The following is a 23,728-nucleotide window of genomic DNA, read 5'->3' on the forward strand; positions in this document are numbered from 1 at the left end:
TTCGCTTAAAGCGGGCTTGTTTTTTAGATAGGACAATAGTTTTTTTAAAATTGCCTACAAGCTTTGAAAAAAAATTTAAAAAGAATTCCTATAACAACGAAAACCCCATGATGTCATGGTCAGAAGATGCCCTCTCTGATGATTTGGATGAAAGCTGGTGTGCCGAAAGAATGATGCTTAGTTTCTTCATCGCCCTAAAAAGCTGGGTTTGCACGGTACGCGGCGATATGTTTAAAATTTCGGCAACTTCTTTGTATTTCATGCCATCCTCTTTAATTAATTTAAAAATGATGCATGCCTGTTGCGGAAGGGAGGCAATAGCTTTATCTAATAAAAAATGAAGCTCTTTACGTTCTAATTCTTTTTCAGGGTCAAAGGTATTTACAAATTCAACTTCGTCCGAAGCTTCTATTTGTACAAGATGGATATTGGAGAATTTTTTTAGATAATTGAATGACTGATTCTTTACCGCTACAAACAAATAAGTTTCGGGATTGGCAACTCCGGTAAGGCTTTTACGTGACTCCCAGCACTTGATAAATACATCAGAAACGATATCTTCTGCTGCTTCTTTTTGGCGGATATAAAAAATACAGAACTTGATAAGCCGGGTGTTTAAATTATGAAACAATAACTCAAATGCTTTAATGTCGTCATTAAAACAAACCCGATTCCATAAACCCGAAGTATCTGTTTTAGAAATTTTCAATAGTTTAATAGTTAAGTGTTGCTCAAAACAATTATCGTGACGCAATGTAACAATTTGATAACAAAAACAAGCATTTATTTTAATTTCGACAACTTATTAATCAAAAATTCATCTAACTCAAAATTTATTTACTTAGTGTGTAGGCAAATTGGCTTATAAAGTTGTCAATAGGGTGTTTAATGGCCATTTTTGAGGTGTTTTAAAATGTTAAACTGACATTTTTACTCTGTATCTGAAATGGAATGAGGTGATATGGTAAGAAATTGATACTTTTTTAACATTTTTGCTGCTGCGGTAACTGTTGTATCTAATACACTAAGTAAGAATATTGTTAATTTATTACTCATAAAAATACACTTAAAATATCCGGATTTTACCCGGTATTTATTGGATTTTGTCGGAATTTGCTTTTGAAGCGTTTAAATTGGTTACTTTATAAAGAAACAAAAAAATACATATATAAATGAAAAAACTGTTGGTTTTTATCTCTTTTCTTTTGCCCCTGGGCAATGTTGTTGCGCAACAGCATAATATGTCAAAAGATTATGTGGTGCCTGACGATTCCCTGGTGCAAAAAAATCTTCATAAATGGAAGGGGCTTAAGTTTGGCCTTTTTATGCACTGGGGTACTTATAGCCAGTGGGGCGTGGTTGAAAGCTGGAGCATTTGTCCCGAAGATGAGGGGTGGACGCAGCGCCGCGGGCCTTATGGCGCCGACTATAACGGGTACAAAAAAGCCTATGAAAATTTGCAAACTACTTTTAATCCAACCAAATTTAACCCCGAAAAATGGGTAGCAGCGGCCAAATATGCCGGGATGAAGTATGTGGTATTTACTACTAAACATCATGATGGCTTTAGTATGTTTGATACAAAACAAACAGATTATAAAATAACCAGTTCCAAAACACCTTTTTCAACCAATTCGCGGAGTAATGTAGCCAAAGAAATTTTCAGCGCGTTTAGTAAAGAAAATTTTATGATTGGCGCTTACTTTTCGAAACCCGATTGGCATACAGAAAACTATTGGTGGCCATATTTTCCGCCTAAAGACAGGAATGTGAACTACGATCCGGCTAAATATCCTGAACGCTGGCAAAAGTTTAAGGATTTTACCTTTAACCAGATCCAGGAACTGATGACCGGTTATGGTAAAGTTGATATTTTATGGCTTGATGGCGGTTGGGTAAGGCCCAAAAATACAATCGACCCTGCTGTTGACTGGCAACGCACCATCCCGTACGACCAGGATATTGATATGGCAAAAATTGCCAAAGCGGCCAGGATTAAGCAACCGGGCCTTATAGTTGTTGACCGTACCGTGGCAGGCCAATATGAAAACTACACCACGCCCGAGCAGCAGGTACCCGATGCACCGCTTGATCATCCCTGGGAAAGCTGTATCACCATGGGCAACTCCTGGAGTTATGTGCCGGGCGACCATTACAAGTCGGCCAATGAAATAGTAACCCTATTGGTGAAAATTGTTTCACGCGGCGGCAACCTGCTTATGAACATTGGCCCCGGCCCTGATGGTGATTGGGACCCGGTTGCTTATAGCCGCCTGAAACAAATTGGCGATTGGATGAAAATAAATGGCGAAGGTATTTATGCTTCGGAGGCGATAGCGCCTTACTCCGAAGGAAATACCTATTATACTAAAGCGGGCAAAAACGTTTACGCGTTTGTACTGGCTCCAAAAGATCAGGATGAAGTTGCTTTGCCGGCTCAAATAGTTATGCACTTAACGGGACAGGGCAAGGTTAAAAGAGTAAGCTTGTTGGGCACCAATCAAAAACTAAAATTTACTATAAATGAAGGTGTACTAAATGTAACAATACCTGCATCCTTACAAACACAAAACGGCTTGAAACAAGCAGCGGTATTTAAAATTCAATATTAATTAATACTCAAGCTAACGGTCAATTAAAACGACTACATTATTATAATCTACTAAAAATGTCCTCAACATTAACTTCCAGGCGGGCAAAGCTGAAATTGCTTGTTACGCTGGCCCTAATTCTGTCTTTTATAAATATATACGCCCAAAGCAGCTACGAATTAAACGCTGGCTGGAAATGTGCGCCCATAAGCAGCATAAAAGATAAAGGCGCGGTACTGTCAACACCCGCGTTTAATACCACAAACTGGATGCCGGCTACCGTGCCCGGAACGGTACTAACCACATTACTAAACAACCAAAAAGTGCCCGATCCGTTTTGGGGCATGAATAACGAGCATATAGCCGATATTTATAAAACCGGCGCCGACTATTACACCTATTGGTTTACTAAAGATTTTAAAGAAGCGCCGGCAACAGGCAGCAACCAGGTTTACCTGAATTTTAGGGGAGTAAACTATAGCTGCGATATTTATCTGAACGGACATAAACTGAACAAAACTATTCAAAAGGGGATGTTCTTACGGTTTAACTATAATATAACGCCATACCTGGCAAAAAATGGTGATAACCGCCTGGCTGTATTAGTACACCCGCCAGATGTAGTTGGTAATGCCAATGGCGGCCAGGGCGGCGATGGTACAATCGCGCGTAATGTTGGCCTACAATATACCGCCGGCTGGGACTGGATACAGCCAATGCGCGACAGGAATACCGGGATATGGGATAAAGTAATCATTCAAAAAACCGGCGCTGTACGTATTGCCGATGAGCACATTGTTACCTTAGTGCCTGGTGTACGCCTTCCCGAAGGAGCGCAGCAACCTGCAATTATTAAAGTTGCGGCCGGGTTAAGTAACCCAACACCGGCAGCGGTTAATGGTGTGTTAAGTTTTGAGTTAGCCGGCAAAACAGTTTCGAAGGCGGTTAGCTTGAAGCCAAATTCCACAATTGATGTTAGTTTTGCTGATTACAGCCTGCCAAATCCTAAGCTTTGGTGGCCAAATGGCTATGGTGATCAGCACCTTTACAATTTTAAATTGAAGTTTACCGCCGGTAAGGTTGTTTCAGATCAGCACCAGCTTAACGTAGGGGTAAGGCAGCTCACGAGCGAATACAACGAGCATACCGGCAGCCGCCAGATTATGGTTAACGGCCAAAGGATTTTTATTAAAGGCGGTAACTGGGTAATCTCTGACGCTATGTTGCGCCTGTCGGATATGCGGTATGATGCAGAAGTACGTTACCACCGTGATATGAACCTGAACCTGATGAGGGTTTGGGGAGGCGCGATGATTGAGCGCCCTGAGTTTTTTGAAGCATGCGATAAATATGGTATGCTGGTTTTCCAGGATTTATGGGGATCGGGCGATTGTAATGGCCGTTGGCAAGACCCGCAAAAGCTTGACGACCAATGGACACGCCGCAAATACCCCGATGATCATGGCCTGTTCCTGCGGTCGGCTATCGACCAGATAAAAATGGTGCGCAATTATGCCTCGCTGGCTATATGGTGTGGCGGTAACGAGATAACCCCGCCCGAAGATATCCTTACCGCTTTGCGCGATACCATTTTGCCAAAACTGGATAATACCCGTTGGTTTGTTGATTACTCCAACTCCGATAGTATGTCGCACAACGTATTGGGTGGCAATGGGGATGGGCCTTATGGTATTCAGCCCTTATCAGTATTCTGGGAGTTTAAAACCTTTCCTTTCAATTCCGAGGTAGGCTCGGTAGGCGTGGGCGATTATGAATCATTAAAACGTTTTATACCCTCGGCAAATATGATACCACCGGTGTATGACGAGGACACCCACAAAACAAAAACCGATAGCGTTTGGGATTATCATAAGTATATTGGTTATGATACCGCCATTAACAAATACGGAAAAGTCAAAAATGCTGCCGATTTTGCCATGAAGGCTCAATTGGTAAATTATGACCAATATCGTGGCCTGGCCGAGGGCTTTACATCGCATATGTGGGATTGGTATACGGGTTTCATTATCTGGAAAACCCAAAACCCATGGACAGCCATGCGCGGCCAGATGTATGATTATTACCTTGACCCCAACGCCTGCTTATATGGATTGCACAACGGAAGCGAGGCATTTCACATTATGTATAACCCAATTAATGGAATGGTAATGGTGGCCAACAATACTTTTAAAGCAAGGCGCAGCATGATGATGGTTGTAAAAACTTATGATATGGATGGTAAAGAGAAATTGCTTACCCAGGTTTTTGCAGATATAAATGCCAACACGGTAAAAAAATACTTTTCGGTAAAAAGTACGGTTGATAAGCTGGCAGCCAAGGAAGGCGTTTTCTTGTCGCTTCAATTATTGGATGAAGATAAAAAGGTAATTACCGATAATACCTATTGGATACCCGATAGCAAAGGGGAGTTTTCGGGTCTGCAAAAAATGAAGGCCGAAGAATTATCTGTAAAAGCTAAATATTTGAAACCGGGTAAGGTAGAAGTTACATTAGTTAATAAAGAGAATAACGTGCCTGGTTTTTTCAACAGGGTTTCATTAGTAGATGCAGATACCAAAACAAGAGTATTGCCTGCATTTTACAGCGATAATTATGTTACAGTGCTGCCAGGAGAGGAAAAAAAGTTAATTATTGACTATAATACACCCGCATCCAAGAAAAAGCTTGAAGTAAGCATTTATGGCTGGAATGGCTCAAATATTCCACGAACGATAAGTATTGACGAATAGAAACAAATATGAAAATCAGGCCGGCCATTTTAACCGTGCTTTTCTTGTTAACGTTGATGATCGGTCTGAATTTGTTTGCGAGAATATCTGTTTTATTGATCAATAAAAAACCGGCCTCTGTTTGAAGAGGGCCGGCTTTACTATATATTAACCGGGAAATTTTTAATGCACGGCAAAAGCTTTTACAAAGGTGCCCGTGGCATCAAATACAATTACGTACTTGGTGCTATTTGAAGTAATCTCTACATCGTATCCTTTGATGACGCCGCCTTCACTATGTGAAAAAGCTTTATCAAAAACGTATCCGGGATAAGTAGTAGTTAAATAAGTGGTGATAGCCGCGGGCAAGTTGGCCGCAGTTACCGCAGCGTGGGTACCAATATGCCTATCAATTTGGGTGCGTTTTATTAAAGTTCCGTTTGCTTTAACAACTGTTATAAACAGGCCGTTATTTTTGCTTACCAATACGTAAGCGCTATCGGGCGTAATAGAAGCATGCAGTAAAGTATCTGTTGGGTAAGTGGTTTTAAAGTAGCTGGTTACGGCGGTTGGCAATGCAGTTAAAGCTATCGTATCGCGGTGTTTGCCATCCCTGTTATCAAACGGTCCGTCACGGTGCCATCCCTGGCCCTTTAAATCACGGCCGTCGCGTTGTTCAAGTATGTTTACAAATACACCGGCTGCAGTAAACTTAAGGCCAACAAATGCATTGTTATATTTAATTACCACAATGTAGTTGATAACAGTTTTTGCACTATCGGTAATAGCATATGCTTTTTTAAAGGTGTAGCCACTGTAATTTGTAGCAAGGTAGGTGCCAATGGCGGTTGGCAGTGCACTAAATGCAACCGAGTCTTTTTTGTCATGATGGCCAAAACAGCCAACCATATACACGGTATCTGTTGTGCCCGATGCCAGGCTGATAGCAATAGCGCCCGTTGATGCGATGGTAGAAGAAGTTGGGGTAGTGGCGGTGGCTGTTTTAGATCCATTTTCTTTTTGGCATGAAGCAAGCCCGAACATAGCAGCCAGCACCAATACCCATGAATAGGTAAATTTTGTTTTCATCTGGATTAATTTTGATTAATAATGGTACCCGATATAACTATCGGGATTGTTAATTAAAATTACCCGGGATGGATTTGCCGCGCAACGATGTGTCGATAAAAGGCTATTATTTATCGATGAACAGATTTGGCCGCTAATTATTCTTTAACCCAATAATACGGCTTGCGTAATTTGTCAGATACTCATTCTTAATAAAAAAATCAAGGCTAAAAATGCTTCGGTAATCGCCTGTATTATTGGGATTTGCTACCTGTGTAAGGTTGCCTGTGCTTGATGTAACATAAGTGTAAGTAAAACCCTGGCTCGTTCTTAATGTAACTGTTGTATTTGTGGGCAATGATACAGCGGCAACAGCAAGCTTATCTTCAATAGTACTAACTGATGGTGTACCGGTATCAAATAAAAATACAGCATCAATGGTTTTGTTGTTATATGTTAGCGTTCCTTCAATATACGGGTTGTAACTGTATTTCGGCAAAAGCGGATGCATGATAAAGCCGGCCGATGATAAATCAGCATTGGTTAATCCAACAGTAAGTAAGTTGGAAACATATGTAGGTTTGCTCAGGAACGAGGTGTTACTTAAGGTTGCCAGTTTAAAACCGCTGGTAAGGCCCGTACCGTAAGAAAAAGACCTTAACGGGCTGGATATGCTTGTATTTGTACTGCTTGTGCCGGTTCCTACACCAAAAACATCTGCCGAATGGGCGGGATATACGTTACCATTGCTGTCTTTTATTTTGTAATATAAAAAAAACGGCACCCGTTTTAATTCCAGGCTTCCTAATGAATTACCTATCGTAATGTTGGCATAAGCCAGGTTACCATACTCTGTAGTTGTACTTACATTGTCGCCAAAACTAATATGAGAGGTTTTGGAGGTGACGGTGATACCGTTAACGACAACAGAATCGCCGGCTACCGTAATTCCATCGGCGGTTATCATCGAGGCCGGTAAAATATCGGTAGCATCCATGGTCATCCCTGGCGAACCGGTGTCAAATATACAGCCGTAATTCATGGCTTGTGTGCCTATTTTTGTAAGTGTGCCTATTTTTGTAATCGGTATCAATAATCTTTTATCGCTACCGCTGGCATATTCATACAAACCAATTGTTGCCGGGGTTGCATTTACAACGGCACTTGTTTTATCTTTTTTGCAGGAACTAAAAGTTATAGTTATTAAAATACAGCCAATTAGCTGTATTTTTAAAAGTAAATATTTTTTCATGTATAACTTATATACGGTAATAGTACGTTAACAGTTGTTTAATGATTTGCGCAGCAGGCTCACAAAATGCTTCAAAGTCAATCAAAAATAAAATGCAGGCCAAATAAAAAATATAGTGAACCGATAAACGGCCATATTGTACCGATTAATCAATTACAACGGTTTAAACCATCGCTACTGGAAGCATCGGCAGGTTTAATAACCAGCGCCCGTTCAAAAATGGCTTTAGCATCGTTTTTTTTGCCTGCCATCAGGTTGCTCCAGGCCAGCATGTGGTTACCATCATAATCAAAAGGATAAAGGTTTACCACTACTTTAAAACATCTTATGGCCGCATCGTATTGTTTACGGTTATAATAAATACTCCCAGCCCAATAATTGGCCTGGGTATTCTGTGGGTCTATCTTTAAAATAGCCATGTATTGTTCAAGCACCTTGTCCCAGCTTTGCAAAAACGAAAGGGGCTTCACATACCCAAACTTGGCTTCAATGGCGCCAGGTTTTATGCTGATGGCTTTTTGATAATAGGCTTGCGACGCCGTGTAATTTTTGTTTAAATAGTGCAGCCAGCCTAAACGGATATTTACCTCATAGCTATTGTCGGTTAAGTAGGGGTAAATATCATTTATAGCGGCCGTGTAGTTTTTATTCTGCTCGTTTACATAGCTGTTATGAAACGCTTTTTGCAATACGGTATTAGTTTGCGCCTGTAACTGTATTACAAGTAAAATTAAAAATACGGCTATAAACGTTTTCTTTAAAATTTCCATATCATACCTAACGTAACAGAATTTTGGTTATAGTTTACAGGACGGTAAATATCCGTCTTCTTTTCATAAATATAGTTTAAATTGAGCATGGCGTGGGCGCTTAACTGGTAAAAAACGGTTTCTCCGCATTTAAATTTTGTGGGGTCGATAGAATTATATACATAAAGGCCGTCGGCATCCAAATAGTCATCCTGGTTGCCAAAGGTTGCCGATGTTTCCAGCCAGGTTTTGTTAAATGCTTTAAAGCCTAATGCCTGGCAGTATACAAAACTGTTACTTCCGCTTAAATTTAAAACCGATGCCCTGCTTATTGTATACAAGTTAAGGTTGCCCAACGGATAAAAATTCAACTTTGTATTATATTGTTTTAGTGTTTTGTTTATTAATCTGCCAAAATTAACATCGCCCTGTAAGTCAACAAAGAGGCCACTGTATTTTATTCCTAATAAGCCTAAATTACTGCTATTGTTGCTACCCCGGTAAGTTGTGTAAATGTAATGGTATGAGCCAATGATACCAAAGCTGTGGCTAACCGAAAACTGCGCTTTAATAAAATATTCTGTTTGCTTATCTGTTTTACCTGATAAAGACTTGTCGAGGTCCTTATCGTCGAATAATGACCGGAATATATTTTGTGTGAAAAACATGAACGACTGATCTAATTGCAAGCGCCACGATAATCGTTGGCTTATGCCTGCGCGCTCAAAAAAGCCATTATCGCGCTGGCTATTGTTGGGAAGTTTTAAGCCGCTTTCCAATTCTGCATCTATCAATCCAAATGGCGAAAGCTTAAGAGAACGGCTGGTTTCCTTATCCAGGTTTGCGGCATAATATGAGGCCCCGGGGTCATTGTTTAAATAAGTATTGCAGTAATAAGCGTAAAGACGTGCTGTAGCGTTGGCCGAATCATCAGTTAATACCCGGTTAAACTGGCTGACAGCGGCTTTATAGTTCCCTGTTATCATGTAAGCATATCCAATTTTAAAGCGCAGGGCGGCAAAATCTACACTATCGGCAATTGCGTTGTTGCCAAAAATAATCAGCTGTTTCCAGTCACCGGCATTGTACAATTGTTGCGCGGTGCTATCGGCTATAGCAAATTTATTATCCTGTGCTTTGGCGGCTAGGGCAACAAATAAAGTAAAAATCAATATTAGTTTTTTGTACTCCATGTCGCTGTAATGTTTTTGCCATTTGTATTGATGCTGAAGGAAAGTAAATTACCATGATCTACATAAATGCTTAACTCAGTATCCTCATTTTTTTTACCAGCTATTTCAGTATCAATTTTAGATGTGATGCTCACTCCCTTTTTATTAACCAGTTTGTAGTTATGGTAATTGATCTTAATAAATCTGTAAAAAGGTGCTATAATATCCTGTATCCAAAGTAAGGGCTTATTGGCTGTTATATTTAACGGCAATTCGTCATTTACAGGCATTCCCTCGGTATTGTTAAAAATAACCTTATAAGCGGCCAGGTAAAAATTGTACAACAGCGAATTTTTATCGCCGTAAAAGCTGGTAAAATAAAACAGGATGCCATTATTTATAAAATAGGCAACAGCACCGGTTGTTTTACTGTAGATGTAGGATTGGCCCAAATTGTCTTTAAAAACTTCCCAATCTTCGGCAACGCCATTCTCCGGTTCCAGCTTTGCAATGTATCCGGGTTGAAAATCGAACGCCTTTTTTATTGGTGTATCAATTTCCGGATTGCCAATTAATTCGCCCTCTAAAGGTATGGCATAGCTTTTAAAACTGCTCTTGTTTCCTGCCCGGCTAAAATAGTATGCTATGGGATAACGCAACGTTCTTGACCCTATATACGGTGTGGCCTGCAGCTGAAAATGTAAATGCGGTTCTGGCGACCGGCCCGAATTGCCACACAAACCAAGCAGGTCGCCTGTTTTTACAACGTCGCCGGGCTTAACTTTGATGGAGTTTTTTTTGAGGTGCGATACTTTCGAATACAGATCTGCCGCATGGCGGATCACTACGGTATTTCCCCAATTTTCTTTGAGGTTTTCTTTACCGATAGGGTTATCTTCTATATGGTTTACAACCAGTTCTACAACGCCGCTGCTGCAGGCCAAAACCGGCTTGTTGAAGCAGTAAAAATGTTCGGGCAATGTGCCCGGATACTGATAGGTGTTTTGTTCATCGTCGGTGATCACAAAATCCAGCGCGTGCGCCCAGTCACCTTTGTGGGTAATGTTGCCGTTGTAGCCTTGCGACACCGTCCAATAACCCATAAATGGCAGGCTAATTTTGTAATATTTAACATCATTTAAGCGCTCCTGCTGGTTTAAAAACTGGTAGAGGTTCCTTTCCGGCGAAAAATGCTGAAAAACAACCAACTGCAGTTTCGCCTCAGCATGCCGCAGTTTTAAAAAATATAACAGGCTAATGTTGACAATACAAAACGGTAACGAAAATACGGGCAAGGCATGTACCGACATAAAACCGGTTAGCCCGTTAATGACGAGAAAACCAATAGGGATGCTTAAAACAGCCAGTAAATAGGAGCGAAGGGAAGGGATGGTGAAAAAGCTTCCTATGGCTACTGCGGCCATCATGAAATTTGCCCCTAAATGATAATAGCTAATGCCTTCGGGATAAGTATGGGTTAACTGGTTAAGGCCAATTGCAGTAACAAAGCTGATGATAAGCAAGCTAAACGCAATGCGCGAATGTATAAGCATCCCCGCGCCGATGAGCATTCCCGCTATGATATTATGCTGAAATAAAACCGCGCTTAACGAACGGAAGAAAAGACTTATTAGTTGGGGCAATGCTGCAGCCAGGTAACCTTCAACGCCCGCTATGTGGTTACCGGGGCCGGCATAGATCTCTTCTAACAGATAGCTGTCTTTTTGTTGCAGGCCCATAGCGAATATACTGTTTGAGGCCAGCAGCACCATCCAGAATACCAGGATAAAAGGTAGCGACAGCATGGGTAATCCTAACTTGCCTAACCGCGCCCAGATAATAATTGTAGCCATAATTACAACGCTGCACGCAATAAAAAGCCACAACAAAAACATCAGGTTTACGCCATAAAACGCGCCGAAGGCGATACCTAACAACAGGCAGTTAAAGCTGTAAACGCCTGTTTGCAAATCGTTACCATCAAATTTTAACAGCCTGCAAAACAACAAGGAGAGAATAACACAACCCAGCCCTGCAAAACCGGATACCGGGTTAAAAAAAGAAACCAACAACAATATAGCCCCCAATACCCGGTTCTGCGAAAAAAACAGTACCGAATAGGAATTGAAAACCGATTTTATAAATGCTGTGATTTGCTTCACTTACTAACTTTTAAATGTTCGGGCACAAGCTCGGGCGCTTCTGTGTATTCAAGCGTTTCGTTGCTGCGTATAAGGTGGGCACGCTGCTGTTCGTCTATCAAAACCACGGCAGGCCTCAAGGTGATAAACTGCATCCATTGCGTCATGTTGTATGCCCCCACTTTGTGTACAACCACGTGATCGCCCCGGTTAAGCAGTGGCAGGTTAATGCTTTCTCTTATCACATCAATGTTCATACACAGCGGGCCATAAACCACCATGTTTTCTGTATGCGGCATAAAGTCCTGCGCCGGGCTTATCTGGTGTTCGTACCAAAAGGAGGTGAATAAAATATTTACGCCAAAGTCCATTATGGTAGCCCTTTTGCCGTTACTTAAACGTTTGTTGGCTATTACCGTACCCAGTAAATAGCCGGCATCATCAATCAACAATCTGCCGCTTTCCAGGATAAGCAAAGGTAAATCGTCGCTGGCAAAACCAAAATTAAGCATCACCGAAGTAATAGTTTCGGCAAAATCCTCAATTGAAGGCACTGTATCGTTACCCGGCAAATAAGCGCCTTTTAAGGTATTGGTTGAAGGAAAGCCGCCACCCATATCAAGATATTCAATTTTGTGCCCTAATTGTGTTTGGCAGCGCATGGCCAAATCGCACAATTTAGTTGCAGCAATACCGTATGCCGCTGTTGTAAGCATATAGGTACCTATATGGCAATGTAGCCCGGTTAACTGTAGCTTACCCGAATCAAATATCCGGGATAGCGCTGTCCAGGCTTCGCCGTTTTCGTAATTAAAACCAAAACGGTCCCAAAGCGGATACACGCCCGTATCCATATTTACGCGGATGGCAACACGTGGTTTATTGGCCAGGCCATTGCTTAATGCAAGCAACTGGTTAAGTTCATCAAAATGATCTATGTGAATGAGCGAATCGTTTTCAATGGCCAGCTGCAATTCGTCAGTTGATTTGCCGGGGCCGTTAAAAATAATTTTGCCGCCCGGTACACCGTTGCGTAAAGCCTTTTTATATTCAAAACCGGATACTACTTCGGCCCAACTGCCTTCCTGGTGAAATACCTGGCAAACAGCATTCAGGTAATTGGTTTTATAGCTCCAGGCAAATTGTACCTTGGGATAACGGGTGCTGAAGGCCCGGTAGGCCGACCGATAGTTTTTGCGGATCTGTTTTTCTGATAACACAAAAACAGGCGAACCGTATTGCTCGATCAAATTTTTAACAGAAACGCCCTCGATGCTTTTAACAGGCTGTACACCGGTGCGTGTACCAAACTTGTTCATCACGCCGGCGTGCAGTTTTTTAATATATGGTTTTTCGTATTGCAGCTTTTCCATTGTCAAAATTATAATTCGCCAAATACCGAAATCTGCTGAAAATCGCTGATATCGGCAATATGGTCCCATGAATACCGCACAAACAATTTTCCGGCATGGTAATCACTGTATGGTAAAACATCATCGCCCAACGCCATTTTCACCATGGCTTCGGGTTGGTTTTGGCCGGCGGCGGCGGTTAAATAAACCCATGCCGGAAACCGCGGGTTTATTTCTAATATATATAAATGGCCTTCATTGGTGCTCATGATCTCCATTTCGTAACCACCTCTCCAGTTGGTTGCTTTTGCAAAATTATTGGCCAGCGCAATCAGCTTATCGTCCTTAATGGTAACACCCGCCCAGGCTTTGCCTTTATCGGTAATATATAATTTGCGCATGGCTACTATGCTGGTGTTGTTGCCTTTGCCATCGCCCAGCGCGGCTATATTAATTTCGGTACCTTTTACATATTGCTGGGCTATTACCGGCGCCCCCCACGCTGCGTTAAGCTGGTGGAAGGCTTTAAGTGCCTGGTCTGTTGTATATACCACATAGGCATCGTAAAACTTTCCTTTAATTACCATAGGGAAGTTAAATTCATCGGCCGCTTTTTTTAGTTCATCAACATGGTATAGTTTATGATCGGCAGGAACATACAACCCGTTTTTTGTGCCGAAATCCTTCAAATTTACTTTCTCGCGTAAGGCCAGTTGCTGCTGCGATGGCAGAAAGGTTGCTATGCCCATCTGCTGTAACTGCGGCGCTACCTTAATAAAATTAAATAGCTCCGAATCAAAATTAGGAATAATAACATCCAGGTTTTCCTGCTGATGGATGTACGCCAACCGTTCCAATAAAGCGCTTGTTCCTTCTGTTGGATAGGGTACCTGGTAGGTTTTGTTTACATGCTCCCGCAGATAAATCCCCGGCTCCAATGATTCGTACGATAAACCCACTATCCTTAAGCCCGATCCAAAGGCTTCCTTTAATGAACGGATAACCGCCATGCCCGGGCCCGGATTATCATTGGCGTTCAGCCCGGTAACGGCAATACACAAATTACTGTACTTGTTTGCCATTATGCCTCTGTTTCAAGCAGGTTTGCTTCCTTTAACTGTAGCATCCAGTCTTCCCAATCAAGATCAAGCTGGGCCTGGTTTACGTTATACCTGTTCAGGATGTCTTGCTTTATTTCATTTTCTGATTTGCCACCTTTCATGGCCAGCAACAACAAGGCAGCCATGCCGTTCCCCGAAAAGGAATCGCCGGTTGCCGGGTTAAAAATAAACCCGTTTTCGCTGGTGGCTATATTACTCTTTATCTTCATTTATAATTGCAGGTGCGGTAAATAATAAAAGCTAAACTTAACAGGTTTAAGCGGGTTTTACAAAACTGAATCTTTTTAGTTGATTAGGTTAGATTGAGTTGGATTGAGTTGATTAAGTTGGACTAGGTTAATTGGGCTAGATTGAGTTTTTTAATATCTTGCCCGACCTAATTTACTTATCTCCATTAACTCACTCTAACCTAATCAACTCAATCCAACCCAATCAACTTACTCCAACTCAATCAACCCAACTACGATGCCATTAAATATTCCATACGCGATGCAAGCAATTCCATATCCAATGGTTTTACAAATAAAGCATCGCATTTGTATGATTCCTGCTCTGCTTTTTTGCTTTTAAAAGCTGTAACTACAATGATGGGTACTTGCCTTAACTGCTCATCATCTTTAAAATCCTGGCAAACCATAGCACAATCAACATCCAGTAATAAATAATCCAAAATGATCAAATCAGGGTGTATCACCTTTGCCTTATCATAAATGGCATTGGGGTCGTAAGTAAGGTGAACATCAAAATCGCCATAATACATGATGTCATCAATTACAGATAACATCCTGCTGTTTTTATCTAAAATGAGGATCTTCTTTTTGCTGCCGATAGTTTTCATCTGTCAGGGGATTAAATAATTTATATAGTATAAAAATCGCCTTATTGCAGCTGTTTAAAAACAATGTGTCGGTTAATACCCTCAATGTGCCGATGAATGCTGTTAAGATAAGGAATTAAGGAAGGTTTAAATATTGAACACTGAACGTCCAATATCGAATAACGAAGGGAAAGCTTCGATGTTGGACATTCAATATTCATTATTCGACATTGCTATACCTTTCTTTTGCCTTAACTTAATCGCGCTCATGTGCCGACGAACCGGCTGAAAGGCGGTTATTTCGACCAGTCTTTAATGAAATCGGCGTAATTTGTGCCCACCGGCAGCTCGATATTGCGCAGTTTAACCTTGCGGTTGTATATCGACCTGATTTGCGCCTTGGCTACCACAAAGCTTCTGTGGATGCGAATAAACTGTGTGGCCGGTATTTTTTCTATCATGCTTTTTAACGACATCAAGGTAAGAATGGGCTTTTCGGCGCTGAGCAAATGAATCTTGATATAATCCTGCATGCTTTCAATGTATTCGATATCGCGGATCCCGATCTTAATCACCCGGTATTCTGAATGCACATAGATGTGTTCATCCTCGGCTGTGTGGTCAATATGTTTAAATTGGTAATAATCAATGGCTTTATGTACAGCCGCGCCAAAGCGGTTACTGTTGATGGGTTTTAACAGGTAATCCAAAGCTTCCAGTTCAAAGCCTTCGAAAGCAAATTTTTTATAAGCCGTTGTAAATATAATCATGGGCTTTTCCTGTAATGAACGCACCAGGTCTACACCCGTAATGTCGGGCATATTGATATCGACAAACAGTACATCTACCTGGTTTTTTTTCAGGTATTCGGCGCCCGAAATGGCGTCTTCAAAAGTATTTACCATCTTCAGGGATGGATAATCGGATACATATTTTTTGATGATCTCCAGCGCCAGCGGCTCATCATCAATGGCTACACATTTTAATTGCATAATGGTATTTGGTTAAGCTGAAAGCTAAATGCATAAAGCAAAAAGCTAAGTATCTTGTCAATGGAAATGAGTGTTAGTCTTAAGCTCTAAGTTCTGAAAAGACAGGTTTCGACTTATGGCTTCCGACTATGTACTTATAATTTAAGCGTCTATTTCCAGTTCAACCCTAAATATTGCAGCTTCCTGGCTAATGTTGAGCCTGTGCCTGCCGGGGTAAATATGCTGTAACCGTTGCCGCGTATTGGCAATACCAATGCCCCTGCGGCTGCTTGCAGGGCGGTTATCAAATATGGTGTTCTCGCAGGTGAACAATATTTTGTCGTCGGTTACTTTTAAGTTTATGCTGATTACCGAAGGCTCGTGTTTGCTTACGCCATATTTAAACACGTTTTCAATAAAGGTCATCAACACCAATGGGGGCACTTTTTTTTGTGCCATGTCGCCGTAAAAGTTAAAATCCAACTTGGTTTTTTTTCCTAAGCGCAGTTTTTGCAAATCAATGTAATCGTTAATACAATCTATCTCGCTTTGCAGCAGTACAAAATCTTCGGTTACCTCATCTGTTACGTAGCGCATAATATTGGATAGCTTCATAATGCTTTCTGACGTATGCTCGCTGTCGGTAACCGATAAAGCGTAGATATTATTGAGCGTATTGAACAAAAAATGCGGATTGATTTGTGCTTTCAAAAATGATAGCTCGGCATGCGTTTTTTCCGCCTCGGCCCTGATCACCATCTGCTCGGTAAGCTGCCACTTTTGTACCGTGCTCATAGCTATACCCAAACCAATAACAATAATAAAAATGAACAGGCCAACCATATCGATATTACCCGATTGATGAATAAAAATGATTTGGTTGGATGGTTTTTTCAGGCTGGGGTCTTGCATCCTTAAATCTTCATGGGGCAGCGGCCCGAAAGGCAGATTTTTGGGATCGGCATTACCGCTATCAGCACCGGGTATCAATTGCGGGCCGATAGGGGCCGCGGTATTTTGTTTCTCTTTCAGTAAGTTATGCAAAAGCAGGTTATCAAACGGTTGCAAAAAGTACACGCAGCCAGAAAGCAGCAAAACGATAAGCCCGTAAACCACATATTTTTTATGAAACACAAAGCGTGGCACCAGGTACCAGGCATTAAAATAAAACATGAAAATATAGGTAAGGCAAAACAGCCAGTAATAGGGCGATAAAATAACGTTGTATGTGCTGCTACTGCTTTGCTGCGTACGGTTCATGAATAACAAAGGGAAGCCAAAAAATACTAGCCAGCCGGCTGCATGAATGAATATATTGGTGGCTTTTTTAGAAACGATCATCTGGTTAAAAAATTTATTAAATATAGCAGCCGTTGCAATGCCAATTACCGATCATGTTAAAATAGTTAAATTCAGTTGATCATTTGTTTTTCAATCGTGGTTCTGCCGGGCTTAAATAAGCGCCCCTGATTTAACAACGGGGGCGCTTGCAACCTTATGAAAAAAAACAGAACACACTGACCGGGAAATGTCCCGATATCCCGATCACTGGTTCAAAGGTGATGAATGACAGGGCAGGGGGCAACCGTTTATCGGTGAACCGTGGTTTTGTATAGATGAACGGGCAAAGTGTGATTTGGTAAACACAAACAATATTTGGTTGTTAAACTAATGTTATCAAAGCCTTAAGTACCGTAATATGGAGTTAATAGAAGGGATTTTTGGAGAAGGCAAAGATCTGAGCGTTATACAAATGAGCAGCCGGGGTATTGTTGTTTTTATAATTGCCCTTATATTGATCCGGGTATCGGGCAGGCGCTCATTTGGGATCCGCACGCCGCTTGATAATATTATTACAATTTCATTGGGTGCTATACTAAGCAGGGCTATTGTCGGAGCATCAGGCTTTTTGCCGGTGGTAATTTGCTGCTTTGTGATTGTTTTAATGCACCGGGTATTTGGCTGGCTCATAGTTCGTCATAAAGCCTTTGGGGAATTTATTGAGGGCGATAAAATAGAACTGTACAAAAACGGAGAGTTCATTAAAAGTAACCTTCAAAGGGGCCTGGTGTGCGAGGAAGACGTGATGCAGGGTGTCGGTAAATCGGGCTTTACCGAAGACCTCGGAAAAATAGAAAAGGTATAAATGGAACGTAACGGCGAGATTAGCCCGATAAAAAGGGCGCAATAAACCGAAGATTTTCGGGGGCGTTACGTGTTTACAACAAATGAAAATCTAAAAGCCAGGCGGTATTAAACGTTGTCCCGATGCGTGTTTTTACGCTTTATGCCCACAAATCGTCCGCGGTAGTTAATAATTACATAACTTGCTGAAAATCTTATCACAATGAGAAAAATATTACCCCTGCTTATTGCTGCTCATATTTTTGCAATTTGCAAACCGGCAGCGGCCCAGGTACACACTTTTGATGTAGGGCTCCGCTTTCAAAAAAGCATCGGCCTTTACTATGAAAACGGGATAACCGGCCAATACAACCTCACCCGGCGTTGGGCATTGGGCGTAACCTATGTAACCAGCAGGCTGGGCACTGCCTGGGGCACAAACGCTATAAAGCAAGACAATGTATTGCTATCCGGTACTTATAAATTCCGGCCCGCGCATGCGCTTCAGCCGTTCCTGCGGGGAAATCTGGGCTATTTTACTGCCGATTATGGCTCGCCCTTGTTTGATAGTTTACCACACACATCGGCCATCGCTTCGGTTGATGGTGGCATATCATATCAATTCAAACTACCGGTTAAAGTAAACCTTTCGCTGGGCTATAATGCCATTACAGGCAACGGCGCATCGGGCGCAGGTACATTGTACCCGGTGTTTTACCAATTAAGTGTCACTTATAACATAGCAAAGCTGTAACGCCATGAAAAAAATTATACTCTTTATATTTTCTGCCGCCTTATTATTTCCGGCCTGTAAAAAGGATCCTAAATTTACGCCGGATATGCTGGGTGGTAGCAGCGAACTTTACGATCCATCATTGTATACGCCCGAAAATTATCTTGTATCGGCTGCAAAGCCCAATCCAACACCGGATGAAGCTAAAAAACCTGTTATCATTGTTGTACACGGCTACAGTGCCACTACTTTTGAATGGAATGAATTCAGGACCTGGGCAGGCGGGCGTACAGATTTCGCTATCTCACAAGTATTGTTGGGCGGCCACGGGTTAGATTATGCAAACTTTAAAAGCGCTACCTGGCAAGTATGGAAGCAACCTATAATGGACGAATATAGTAAGCTGGAGCAGCAAGGCTACACCAATATCAGCCTTGCAGGTTCATCAACAGGGGCAACGTTGATATTGGAAATGCTGGCAGATGGTTATTTCAATAGTCACATTAAACCCAGGCACGTTTTCATGGTCGATCCCATTATTATCCCCGCCAATAAAACTTTATCGCTTGTAGATCCGCTGGGGCCGGTTATTGGTTACACTACCGTTGATAACTCTGCGGGCGAGGAAAAGTATTATTTTCATTACAGGCCATACGAATCGTTACAACAGTTAAACAATGTAATTAACATAGTGCGTAAGCAATTACAGAACGGCGTTACACTGCCGGCCAATTGCACTTTAAAAGTATTTAAAGCCGATAAAGATGATACGGCCGACCCCGTAAGCGCGGTTTTGATATACCTTGGCACAAAAACGAACACCGGTGCAAAAGTAAACGTACACCTGGTAAATTCCAGCCTGCACGTTTTTACCCGCCTTGCGCTTCGTGATCCCGCGCCAACAACACAGGATGTGAAAAACCAAACAGATACCTTTACCGATATAGCCAATACCATAACACATTAAAGTACAGTGTGCTTTTAAGATTAAGTGCCAGTCATTCACAATATTGTTGCAATTAAATCAACGGTGTAATTCTTATATTCGGCATAACTTCCTACGTTATGATCAATAAAAAAATACACTCATTATTCATGGCGATAGCCCTGCCCGGCATCGCTATCGCCCAAAATATAAAAATAGTTATCAACCAGGTAGGCTATGAGGATACCCAGGCAAAAAAAGCGATTATAGTTGCCGATAAACAATACGCCATCAGCTCATTTGAACTGGTTGATGAGGCCGGCAAAACGGTATTTGGCGGCAAACCTGTTTACAACGGCAAAGTAAATGGCTGGAAAGGCCGCGAATTTTATACCGTTGACTTTAGCAGTTTTGATAAAGACGGCAATTATAGGTTACAGGTTGATTTGCCCGGCAAAAAAATCAGCTCATACCCGTTCAAAATTGGTAAAAACATACTGGAGCAGGCTACCATGAGCGATGTGGTTTATTACTTTAAAGGCCAACGCAGCGCGGGCGAGATTGATAAGGCCGACCACCACCTGCTATTAGCCGGGAAGACCACCGATACCGTTGATGCCCATGGCGGCTGGTACGATGCTACGGGCGATTATGGCAAACACCTTTCGCATTTGTCGTTTTCGCTGTATTTTAATCCGCAGCAAATTTCGCTGGTGGTGTACAGCCTGTTTAAAACCAGTGAGTTGCTTAATAAAAAAACGGTGACCGATTTCCGCCAGATTAACCGCCGGGTTTTGGACGAAGCCGTTTATGGGGCCGATTACCTGGTACGTATGCAGGCAAAAAACGGATCCTTTTACCGGTCGGTATCAGCTCCCGGCCCTGGTAAACTGGCAAAGGATAGGGTGATCCGGGCCGAAGACGCATCTTATCGCATCAAACAAAATAAAGATCAAACGTTGAAAAACGATGCTAAAAATAACGATTGGCATCGCTACCAGGCCAGCTACCGGTCGGGAGGAGGAATTGCCATCGCCGCGCTGGCCATGGCCTCAACATCAAAAGCAAGCGGCGATTTTACCAACGCGCAATATTTACTGGCCGCCGAAAACGCTTTTAAATTCCTGGAAGCCAATAATAAGGTTATGACCTTTGATAGTAAAGAAAATATTCTTGATGATTATTGCGCCCTAAGCGCCGCGACAGAACTATATAAAGCCAGTAAAAAGCCCGGATATTTGCTTGCTGCTACCAAACGTGCCAATAGTTTATTAAGCCGCTTATCAACATGGAAAAACTATAAAAACTACTGGCGTGCTGATAGTACCGACAGGCCGTTCTTCCACCCATCGGATGCGGGATTGCCTGTAACCAGCCTGGTATATTACTATCCTTATGCCGATGCAGAGATGCAGGCATCCATAAAAAAAGCCATCAAAAGCTCATTTGAGTTTGAGTTAAAGGTGACTAATGAAGTGAATAACCCATTTGGTTATAGTCGCCAGCTGGTGCAGGATACATTGGGCAAAAGGCGCACTTCGTTCTTCTTTCCGCAGGGCAGCGATGCCTCGCCATGGTGGCAGGGCGAGAATGCACGCTTAGCATCAATGGCCACCGCTGCAAGGCTTGCTGCCGGTTTATTTACTGATGATAAGCCCTTTCATGATCAACTCGAAACTTTCGCTATCGACCAGTTGAACTGGATTTTAGGCCTTAATCCTTTTGATGCCAGTATGCTGCAAGGCACGGGGCATAACAACCCGGCTTATGGTTTTTTTGGTACGTTTGAGTACACCAACGCGCCGGGCGGTATTGTAAACGGCGTAACATCGGGTTTGAATGACGAAAATGACATCGATTTCAACCTGTCATACGCCCAGATCCACAAGGATTATGACTGGCGATGGGCCGAGCAATGGCTGCCACATACCGCCTGGTATTTACTGGCTGTGGCTTTACATGAGTAAATTACTCAGAAGCTGTTTAAAAATGGTAATTTGAAAAGTTAATGCCTGGGTCAGTGTTATCTTATCGTAGGCCAGTTCGTTAATCATTCCTTTGATCATTGAATTGTGTTATCCGGTTATTAGGTTGCTTCAGGACATCCCTGGTTGAACTGTTGATTTGCAGCGCACGATAAAGATTGAATATCTTTTTCATGACATATGTAATCCTGTTTCAGGATAGGCCTTGAACCCTTAAAATAGTCTAATGGGATTTGGTTATGATTATTTGTAGCAGATTCGTTCATTTCTTGTAGCTTGCAATTTTTACGACTTGAACCTATAATAATCTATGGCGACAGAAGAAATCAAATCCTTTAAACGGCCGGTTGAAATAATCACTGAAATTCAGCGCAGCGGCTGGGGCGTCTTTTCCTCAGATTTCAAACCGCTTGATGGCGTAAAAGCAAGGCTAAAGAAAAACGCAAAGCAATTTCTTTTAAACTGGAAGTATCCACTTTATGCACCCAGGGAAATTACACCGGGTGATTATTTGAATTTTCTTGATTTTCAGTTTAGGGGGTATGTTTTACGCCTTCAGAATGTTTATATAGGGTCGAGCCAGCTGGGGGTCGTGGGCGGCATGAAAATAAGTGCCGATGTTGGTTATTTTCATACTAAAGATTTCTCGAAGAAAACCCCTTATTATTACCGTCTAATTATGGTTATAGACAAAAAAATCGATTTGTTGCACCAATTACAACGAAAAGTATTCGCGGACGATCTTGGATGGCGGCATTCAAATGGAACTGAAGCTACGATTTCGAAAGACCCACTACAGGTGTGCATTTTTCATGTCAACAAAGAACAATATTACCTGTCTATTGAGTCGTCAATTGAACAACCGTTTGAGGCTTTTTGCGATAAAGCCCATGCTGTCATTAATGGTGTAGCATTGCTAACAGGATTCCTTGCCGGAAATGCCGGATGGTACTTTGCCTATGATCATGTCGACAAAAAGGAGCCGGTTCACCTTTACCGGAACGAAATGCGGGACAGTATTGAAAGCTTCTACTCCCCAATTAATACTAACCCTAGCACGTGGATCAGGGACGATGTTGAAGCGAAACGGCTCTACGACCTCAAATTAACCAAACCGGTTAATTTCGAAGTGTTTTCTGCACTGTGCCAGAAACTACATGATTCAATAGATTTTTCCTCGGTAGTTTTGCTCATACTGGAAGCTAGTGTCGCAAGTCTGGTCTTCATGCCGGGTGGTTTTGCAATCGCGTTGGAGTCTATCGCGGATCTTATTATAGGGGATATGAAGACTGATCTGGCTCCGATGAATAAATCGCTTGCAAAGAAAGTTCGATCAAAATTGGAGATGATAATCAAAGAAGAATGTGCTCATTTACCGAAAGAACAACAGGATATCCTTTTGGGGAAGATCGCCAATATTAACCAGGTCACCAATAAATCCCGCCTGCGAACACCTTTTGATCTGCTCAAAATCCCGTTAAACGATAAAGATCTACAATTGATCAATACCCGTAATGATTTTCTTCATGGCCGAATACCTGATATTACGGGTGCCGGTGAAAACCGTTCTACCGATCAGAAAAACCTGGATCTTTATTATGCGGCAATGCGATTTTATACTTTGTTGAACCGCCTTATTCTAAATTGGATCGGTTACGACAATTATGTTTTAAATCATGCCAAAATTCAGGAATCGTATACCAAAATCCCACTTGATGAAGATTATTACCTGCAAGTAAGGCCGGCATCGGTTGCAGAATAACTGGCGGATACATTTGGCTATCTTGACGGCTAAAATACGTTTGAATATAATAGGTTAATTGCTCATAGGTGTTCTTTTTTATAAAAGTCTTGAATTTGGCTTAGATAATTTGTCATACTAATTGCGTTTTTGGTTATTCTCAGTTAGTATTTATTCAGTCATATATCGATGGCCTTTTTATCCATTTTTCAACACATATCTAACCGTTTTTAAACGGCTTCTAAGATAAGCCAGAG

General features: G+C 41.9%; 19 protein-coding genes. 7 read left to right on the forward strand and 12 right to left on the reverse strand.

Translation table 11 applies throughout. The features are described 5' to 3' along the window. Positions 1 to 88: 88 nt before the first annotated feature. Positions 89 to 709: an RNA polymerase sigma-70 factor gene (locus tag AC1DXF_RS09735; RefSeq protein WP_477448110.1), complete on the reverse strand. Its 621-nt coding sequence runs from the start codon at positions 707 to 709 to the stop codon at positions 89 to 91. Positions 710 to 1,172: 463 nt separating this feature from the next. Here AC1DXF_RS09735 and AC1DXF_RS09740 point away from each other — a divergent pair, with 463 nt between their 5' ends. Continuing rightward, positions 1,173 to 2,612, forward strand: coding sequence for an alpha-L-fucosidase (locus tag AC1DXF_RS09740; protein WP_477448111.1), 1,440 nt, complete (start codon positions 1,173 to 1,175; stop codon positions 2,610 to 2,612). A gap of 56 nt (positions 2,613 to 2,668) precedes the next feature. Next, positions 2,669 to 5,341, forward strand: coding sequence for a glycoside hydrolase family 2 protein (locus tag AC1DXF_RS09745; protein WP_477448112.1), 2,673 nt, complete (start codon positions 2,669 to 2,671; stop codon positions 5,339 to 5,341). A 162-nt stretch (positions 5,342 to 5,503) separates the two neighbouring features. Here AC1DXF_RS09745 and AC1DXF_RS09750 read toward each other — a convergent pair whose 3' ends face one another. The 11 genes from AC1DXF_RS09750 to AC1DXF_RS09800 all read right to left on the reverse strand — a co-directional run bounded on the left by AC1DXF_RS09750 (position 5,504) and on the right by AC1DXF_RS09800 (position 17,304). Then, entirely contained in the window at positions 5,504 to 6,409 is a 906-nt protein-coding gene (locus AC1DXF_RS09750; RefSeq protein ID WP_477448113.1) for a PepSY-like domain-containing protein, read from the reverse strand. A gap of 133 nt (positions 6,410 to 6,542) precedes the next feature. Next, positions 6,543 to 7,640, reverse strand: coding sequence for a hypothetical protein (locus tag AC1DXF_RS09755; RefSeq protein WP_477448114.1), 1,098 nt, complete (start codon positions 7,638 to 7,640; stop codon positions 6,543 to 6,545). A 149-nt stretch (positions 7,641 to 7,789) separates the two neighbouring features. Beyond that, entirely contained in the window at positions 7,790 to 8,410 is a 621-nt protein-coding gene (locus tag AC1DXF_RS09760) for a tetratricopeptide repeat protein (protein WP_477448115.1), read from the reverse strand. After that, positions 8,398 to 9,582: a hypothetical protein gene (locus tag AC1DXF_RS09765; protein WP_477448116.1), complete on the reverse strand. Its 1,185-nt coding sequence runs from the start codon at positions 9,580 to 9,582 to the stop codon at positions 8,398 to 8,400. The genes AC1DXF_RS09760 and AC1DXF_RS09765 overlap by 13 nt, the downstream gene beginning before the upstream one ends. Beyond that, the gene (locus tag AC1DXF_RS09770) at positions 9,564 to 11,723 is read right to left on the reverse strand and encodes an urea transporter (protein ID WP_477448117.1); all 2,160 of its coding nucleotides are present in this window, start codon (positions 11,721 to 11,723) and stop codon (positions 9,564 to 9,566) included. Before AC1DXF_RS09770 ends, AC1DXF_RS09765 begins: the two co-directional genes overlap by 19 nt. Further along, a complete protein-coding gene (locus AC1DXF_RS09775) occupies positions 11,720 to 13,075 on the reverse strand; it encodes a hypothetical protein (protein ID WP_477448118.1) in 1,356 nt (451 codons plus the stop codon). Before AC1DXF_RS09775 ends, AC1DXF_RS09770 begins: the two co-directional genes overlap by 4 nt. A gap of 8 nt (positions 13,076 to 13,083) precedes the next feature. Continuing rightward, entirely contained in the window at positions 13,084 to 14,136 is a 1,053-nt protein-coding gene (locus tag AC1DXF_RS09780) for an ATP-grasp domain-containing protein (RefSeq protein WP_477448119.1), read from the reverse strand. Then, complete coding sequence (locus tag AC1DXF_RS09785) at positions 14,136 to 14,384, reverse strand: PqqD family protein (RefSeq protein WP_477448120.1); 249 nt, start codon at positions 14,382 to 14,384, stop codon at positions 14,136 to 14,138. The genes AC1DXF_RS09780 and AC1DXF_RS09785 overlap by 1 nt, the downstream gene beginning before the upstream one ends. Before the next feature lie 251 nt (positions 14,385 to 14,635). Beyond that, on the reverse strand, positions 14,636 to 15,013 hold the full coding sequence (locus AC1DXF_RS09790; protein ID WP_477448121.1) for a response regulator: 378 nt from the start codon (positions 15,011 to 15,013) through the stop codon (positions 14,636 to 14,638). 275 nt (positions 15,014 to 15,288) lie between these two features. Beyond that, complete coding sequence (locus AC1DXF_RS09795) at positions 15,289 to 15,984, reverse strand: LytR/AlgR family response regulator transcription factor (protein WP_477448122.1); 696 nt, start codon at positions 15,982 to 15,984, stop codon at positions 15,289 to 15,291. Between the two features lie 141 nt (positions 15,985 to 16,125). Next, a complete protein-coding gene (locus AC1DXF_RS09800; RefSeq protein WP_477448123.1) occupies positions 16,126 to 17,304 on the reverse strand; it encodes a sensor histidine kinase in 1,179 nt (392 codons plus the stop codon). Between the two features lie 358 nt (positions 17,305 to 17,662). Between AC1DXF_RS09800 and AC1DXF_RS09805 the strand changes: the two genes are divergently transcribed. From AC1DXF_RS09805 to AC1DXF_RS09825, 5 genes are all read left to right on the forward strand, one after another. Continuing rightward, positions 17,663 to 18,109, forward strand: a complete 447-nt coding sequence (locus AC1DXF_RS09805; protein ID WP_477448124.1) for a DUF421 domain-containing protein — start codon at positions 17,663 to 17,665, stop codon at positions 18,107 to 18,109. Positions 18,110 to 18,310: 201 nt separating this feature from the next. Continuing rightward, positions 18,311 to 18,841, forward strand: a complete 531-nt coding sequence (locus AC1DXF_RS09810; protein WP_477448125.1) for a hypothetical protein — start codon at positions 18,311 to 18,313, stop codon at positions 18,839 to 18,841. A gap of 4 nt (positions 18,842 to 18,845) precedes the next feature. Further along, complete coding sequence (locus AC1DXF_RS09815) at positions 18,846 to 19,787, forward strand: alpha/beta hydrolase (RefSeq protein ID WP_477448126.1); 942 nt, start codon at positions 18,846 to 18,848, stop codon at positions 19,785 to 19,787. A 98-nt stretch (positions 19,788 to 19,885) separates the two neighbouring features. Next, a complete protein-coding gene (locus tag AC1DXF_RS09820) occupies positions 19,886 to 21,712 on the forward strand; it encodes a glycoside hydrolase family 9 protein (RefSeq protein WP_477448127.1) in 1,827 nt (608 codons plus the stop codon). Positions 21,713 to 22,040: 328 nt separating this feature from the next. Further along, entirely contained in the window at positions 22,041 to 23,492 is a 1,452-nt protein-coding gene (locus AC1DXF_RS09825) for a hypothetical protein (RefSeq protein WP_477448128.1), read from the forward strand. Positions 23,493 to 23,728: the final 236 nt, after the last annotated feature.

This window comes from Mucilaginibacter sp. P2_A5, from assembly GCF_056404995.1.

Coding starts and splice junctions, on each gene's coding strand:
- AC1DXF_RS09740 (WP_477448111.1), top strand. CDS start 1,173: ATGAAAAAACTGTTGGTTTTTATCTCTTTTCTTTTGCCCCTGGGCAAT.
- AC1DXF_RS09745 (WP_477448112.1), top strand. CDS start 2,669: ATGTCCTCAACATTAACTTCCAGGCGGGCAAAGCTGAAATTGCTTGTT.
- AC1DXF_RS09750 (WP_477448113.1), bottom strand. CDS start 6,409: ATGAAAACAAAATTTACCTATTCATGGGTATTGGTGCTGGCTGCTATG.
- AC1DXF_RS09755 (WP_477448114.1), bottom strand. CDS start 7,640: ATGAAAAAATATTTACTTTTAAAAATACAGCTAATTGGCTGTATTTTA.
- AC1DXF_RS09760 (WP_477448115.1), bottom strand. CDS start 8,410: ATGGAAATTTTAAAGAAAACGTTTATAGCCGTATTTTTAATTTTACTT.
- AC1DXF_RS09765 (WP_477448116.1), bottom strand. CDS start 9,582: ATGGAGTACAAAAAACTAATATTGATTTTTACTTTATTTGTTGCCCTA.
- AC1DXF_RS09775 (WP_477448118.1), bottom strand. CDS start 13,075: ATGGAAAAGCTGCAATACGAAAAACCATATATTAAAAAACTGCACGCC.
- AC1DXF_RS09780 (WP_477448119.1), bottom strand. CDS start 14,136: ATGGCAAACAAGTACAGTAATTTGTGTATTGCCGTTACCGGGCTGAAC.
- AC1DXF_RS09785 (WP_477448120.1), bottom strand. CDS start 14,384: ATGAAGATAAAGAGTAATATAGCCACCAGCGAAAACGGGTTTATTTTT.
- AC1DXF_RS09790 (WP_477448121.1), bottom strand. CDS start 15,013: ATGAAAACTATCGGCAGCAAAAAGAAGATCCTCATTTTAGATAAAAAC.
- AC1DXF_RS09795 (WP_477448122.1), bottom strand. CDS start 15,984: ATGCAATTAAAATGTGTAGCCATTGATGATGAGCCGCTGGCGCTGGAG.
- AC1DXF_RS09800 (WP_477448123.1), bottom strand. CDS start 17,304: ATGATCGTTTCTAAAAAAGCCACCAATATATTCATTCATGCAGCCGGC.
- AC1DXF_RS09805 (WP_477448124.1), top strand. CDS start 17,663: ATGGAGTTAATAGAAGGGATTTTTGGAGAAGGCAAAGATCTGAGCGTT.
- AC1DXF_RS09810 (WP_477448125.1), top strand. CDS start 18,311: ATGAGAAAAATATTACCCCTGCTTATTGCTGCTCATATTTTTGCAATT.
- AC1DXF_RS09815 (WP_477448126.1), top strand. CDS start 18,846: ATGAAAAAAATTATACTCTTTATATTTTCTGCCGCCTTATTATTTCCG.
- AC1DXF_RS09820 (WP_477448127.1), top strand. CDS start 19,886: ATGATCAATAAAAAAATACACTCATTATTCATGGCGATAGCCCTGCCC.
- AC1DXF_RS09825 (WP_477448128.1), top strand. CDS start 22,041: ATGGCGACAGAAGAAATCAAATCCTTTAAACGGCCGGTTGAAATAATC.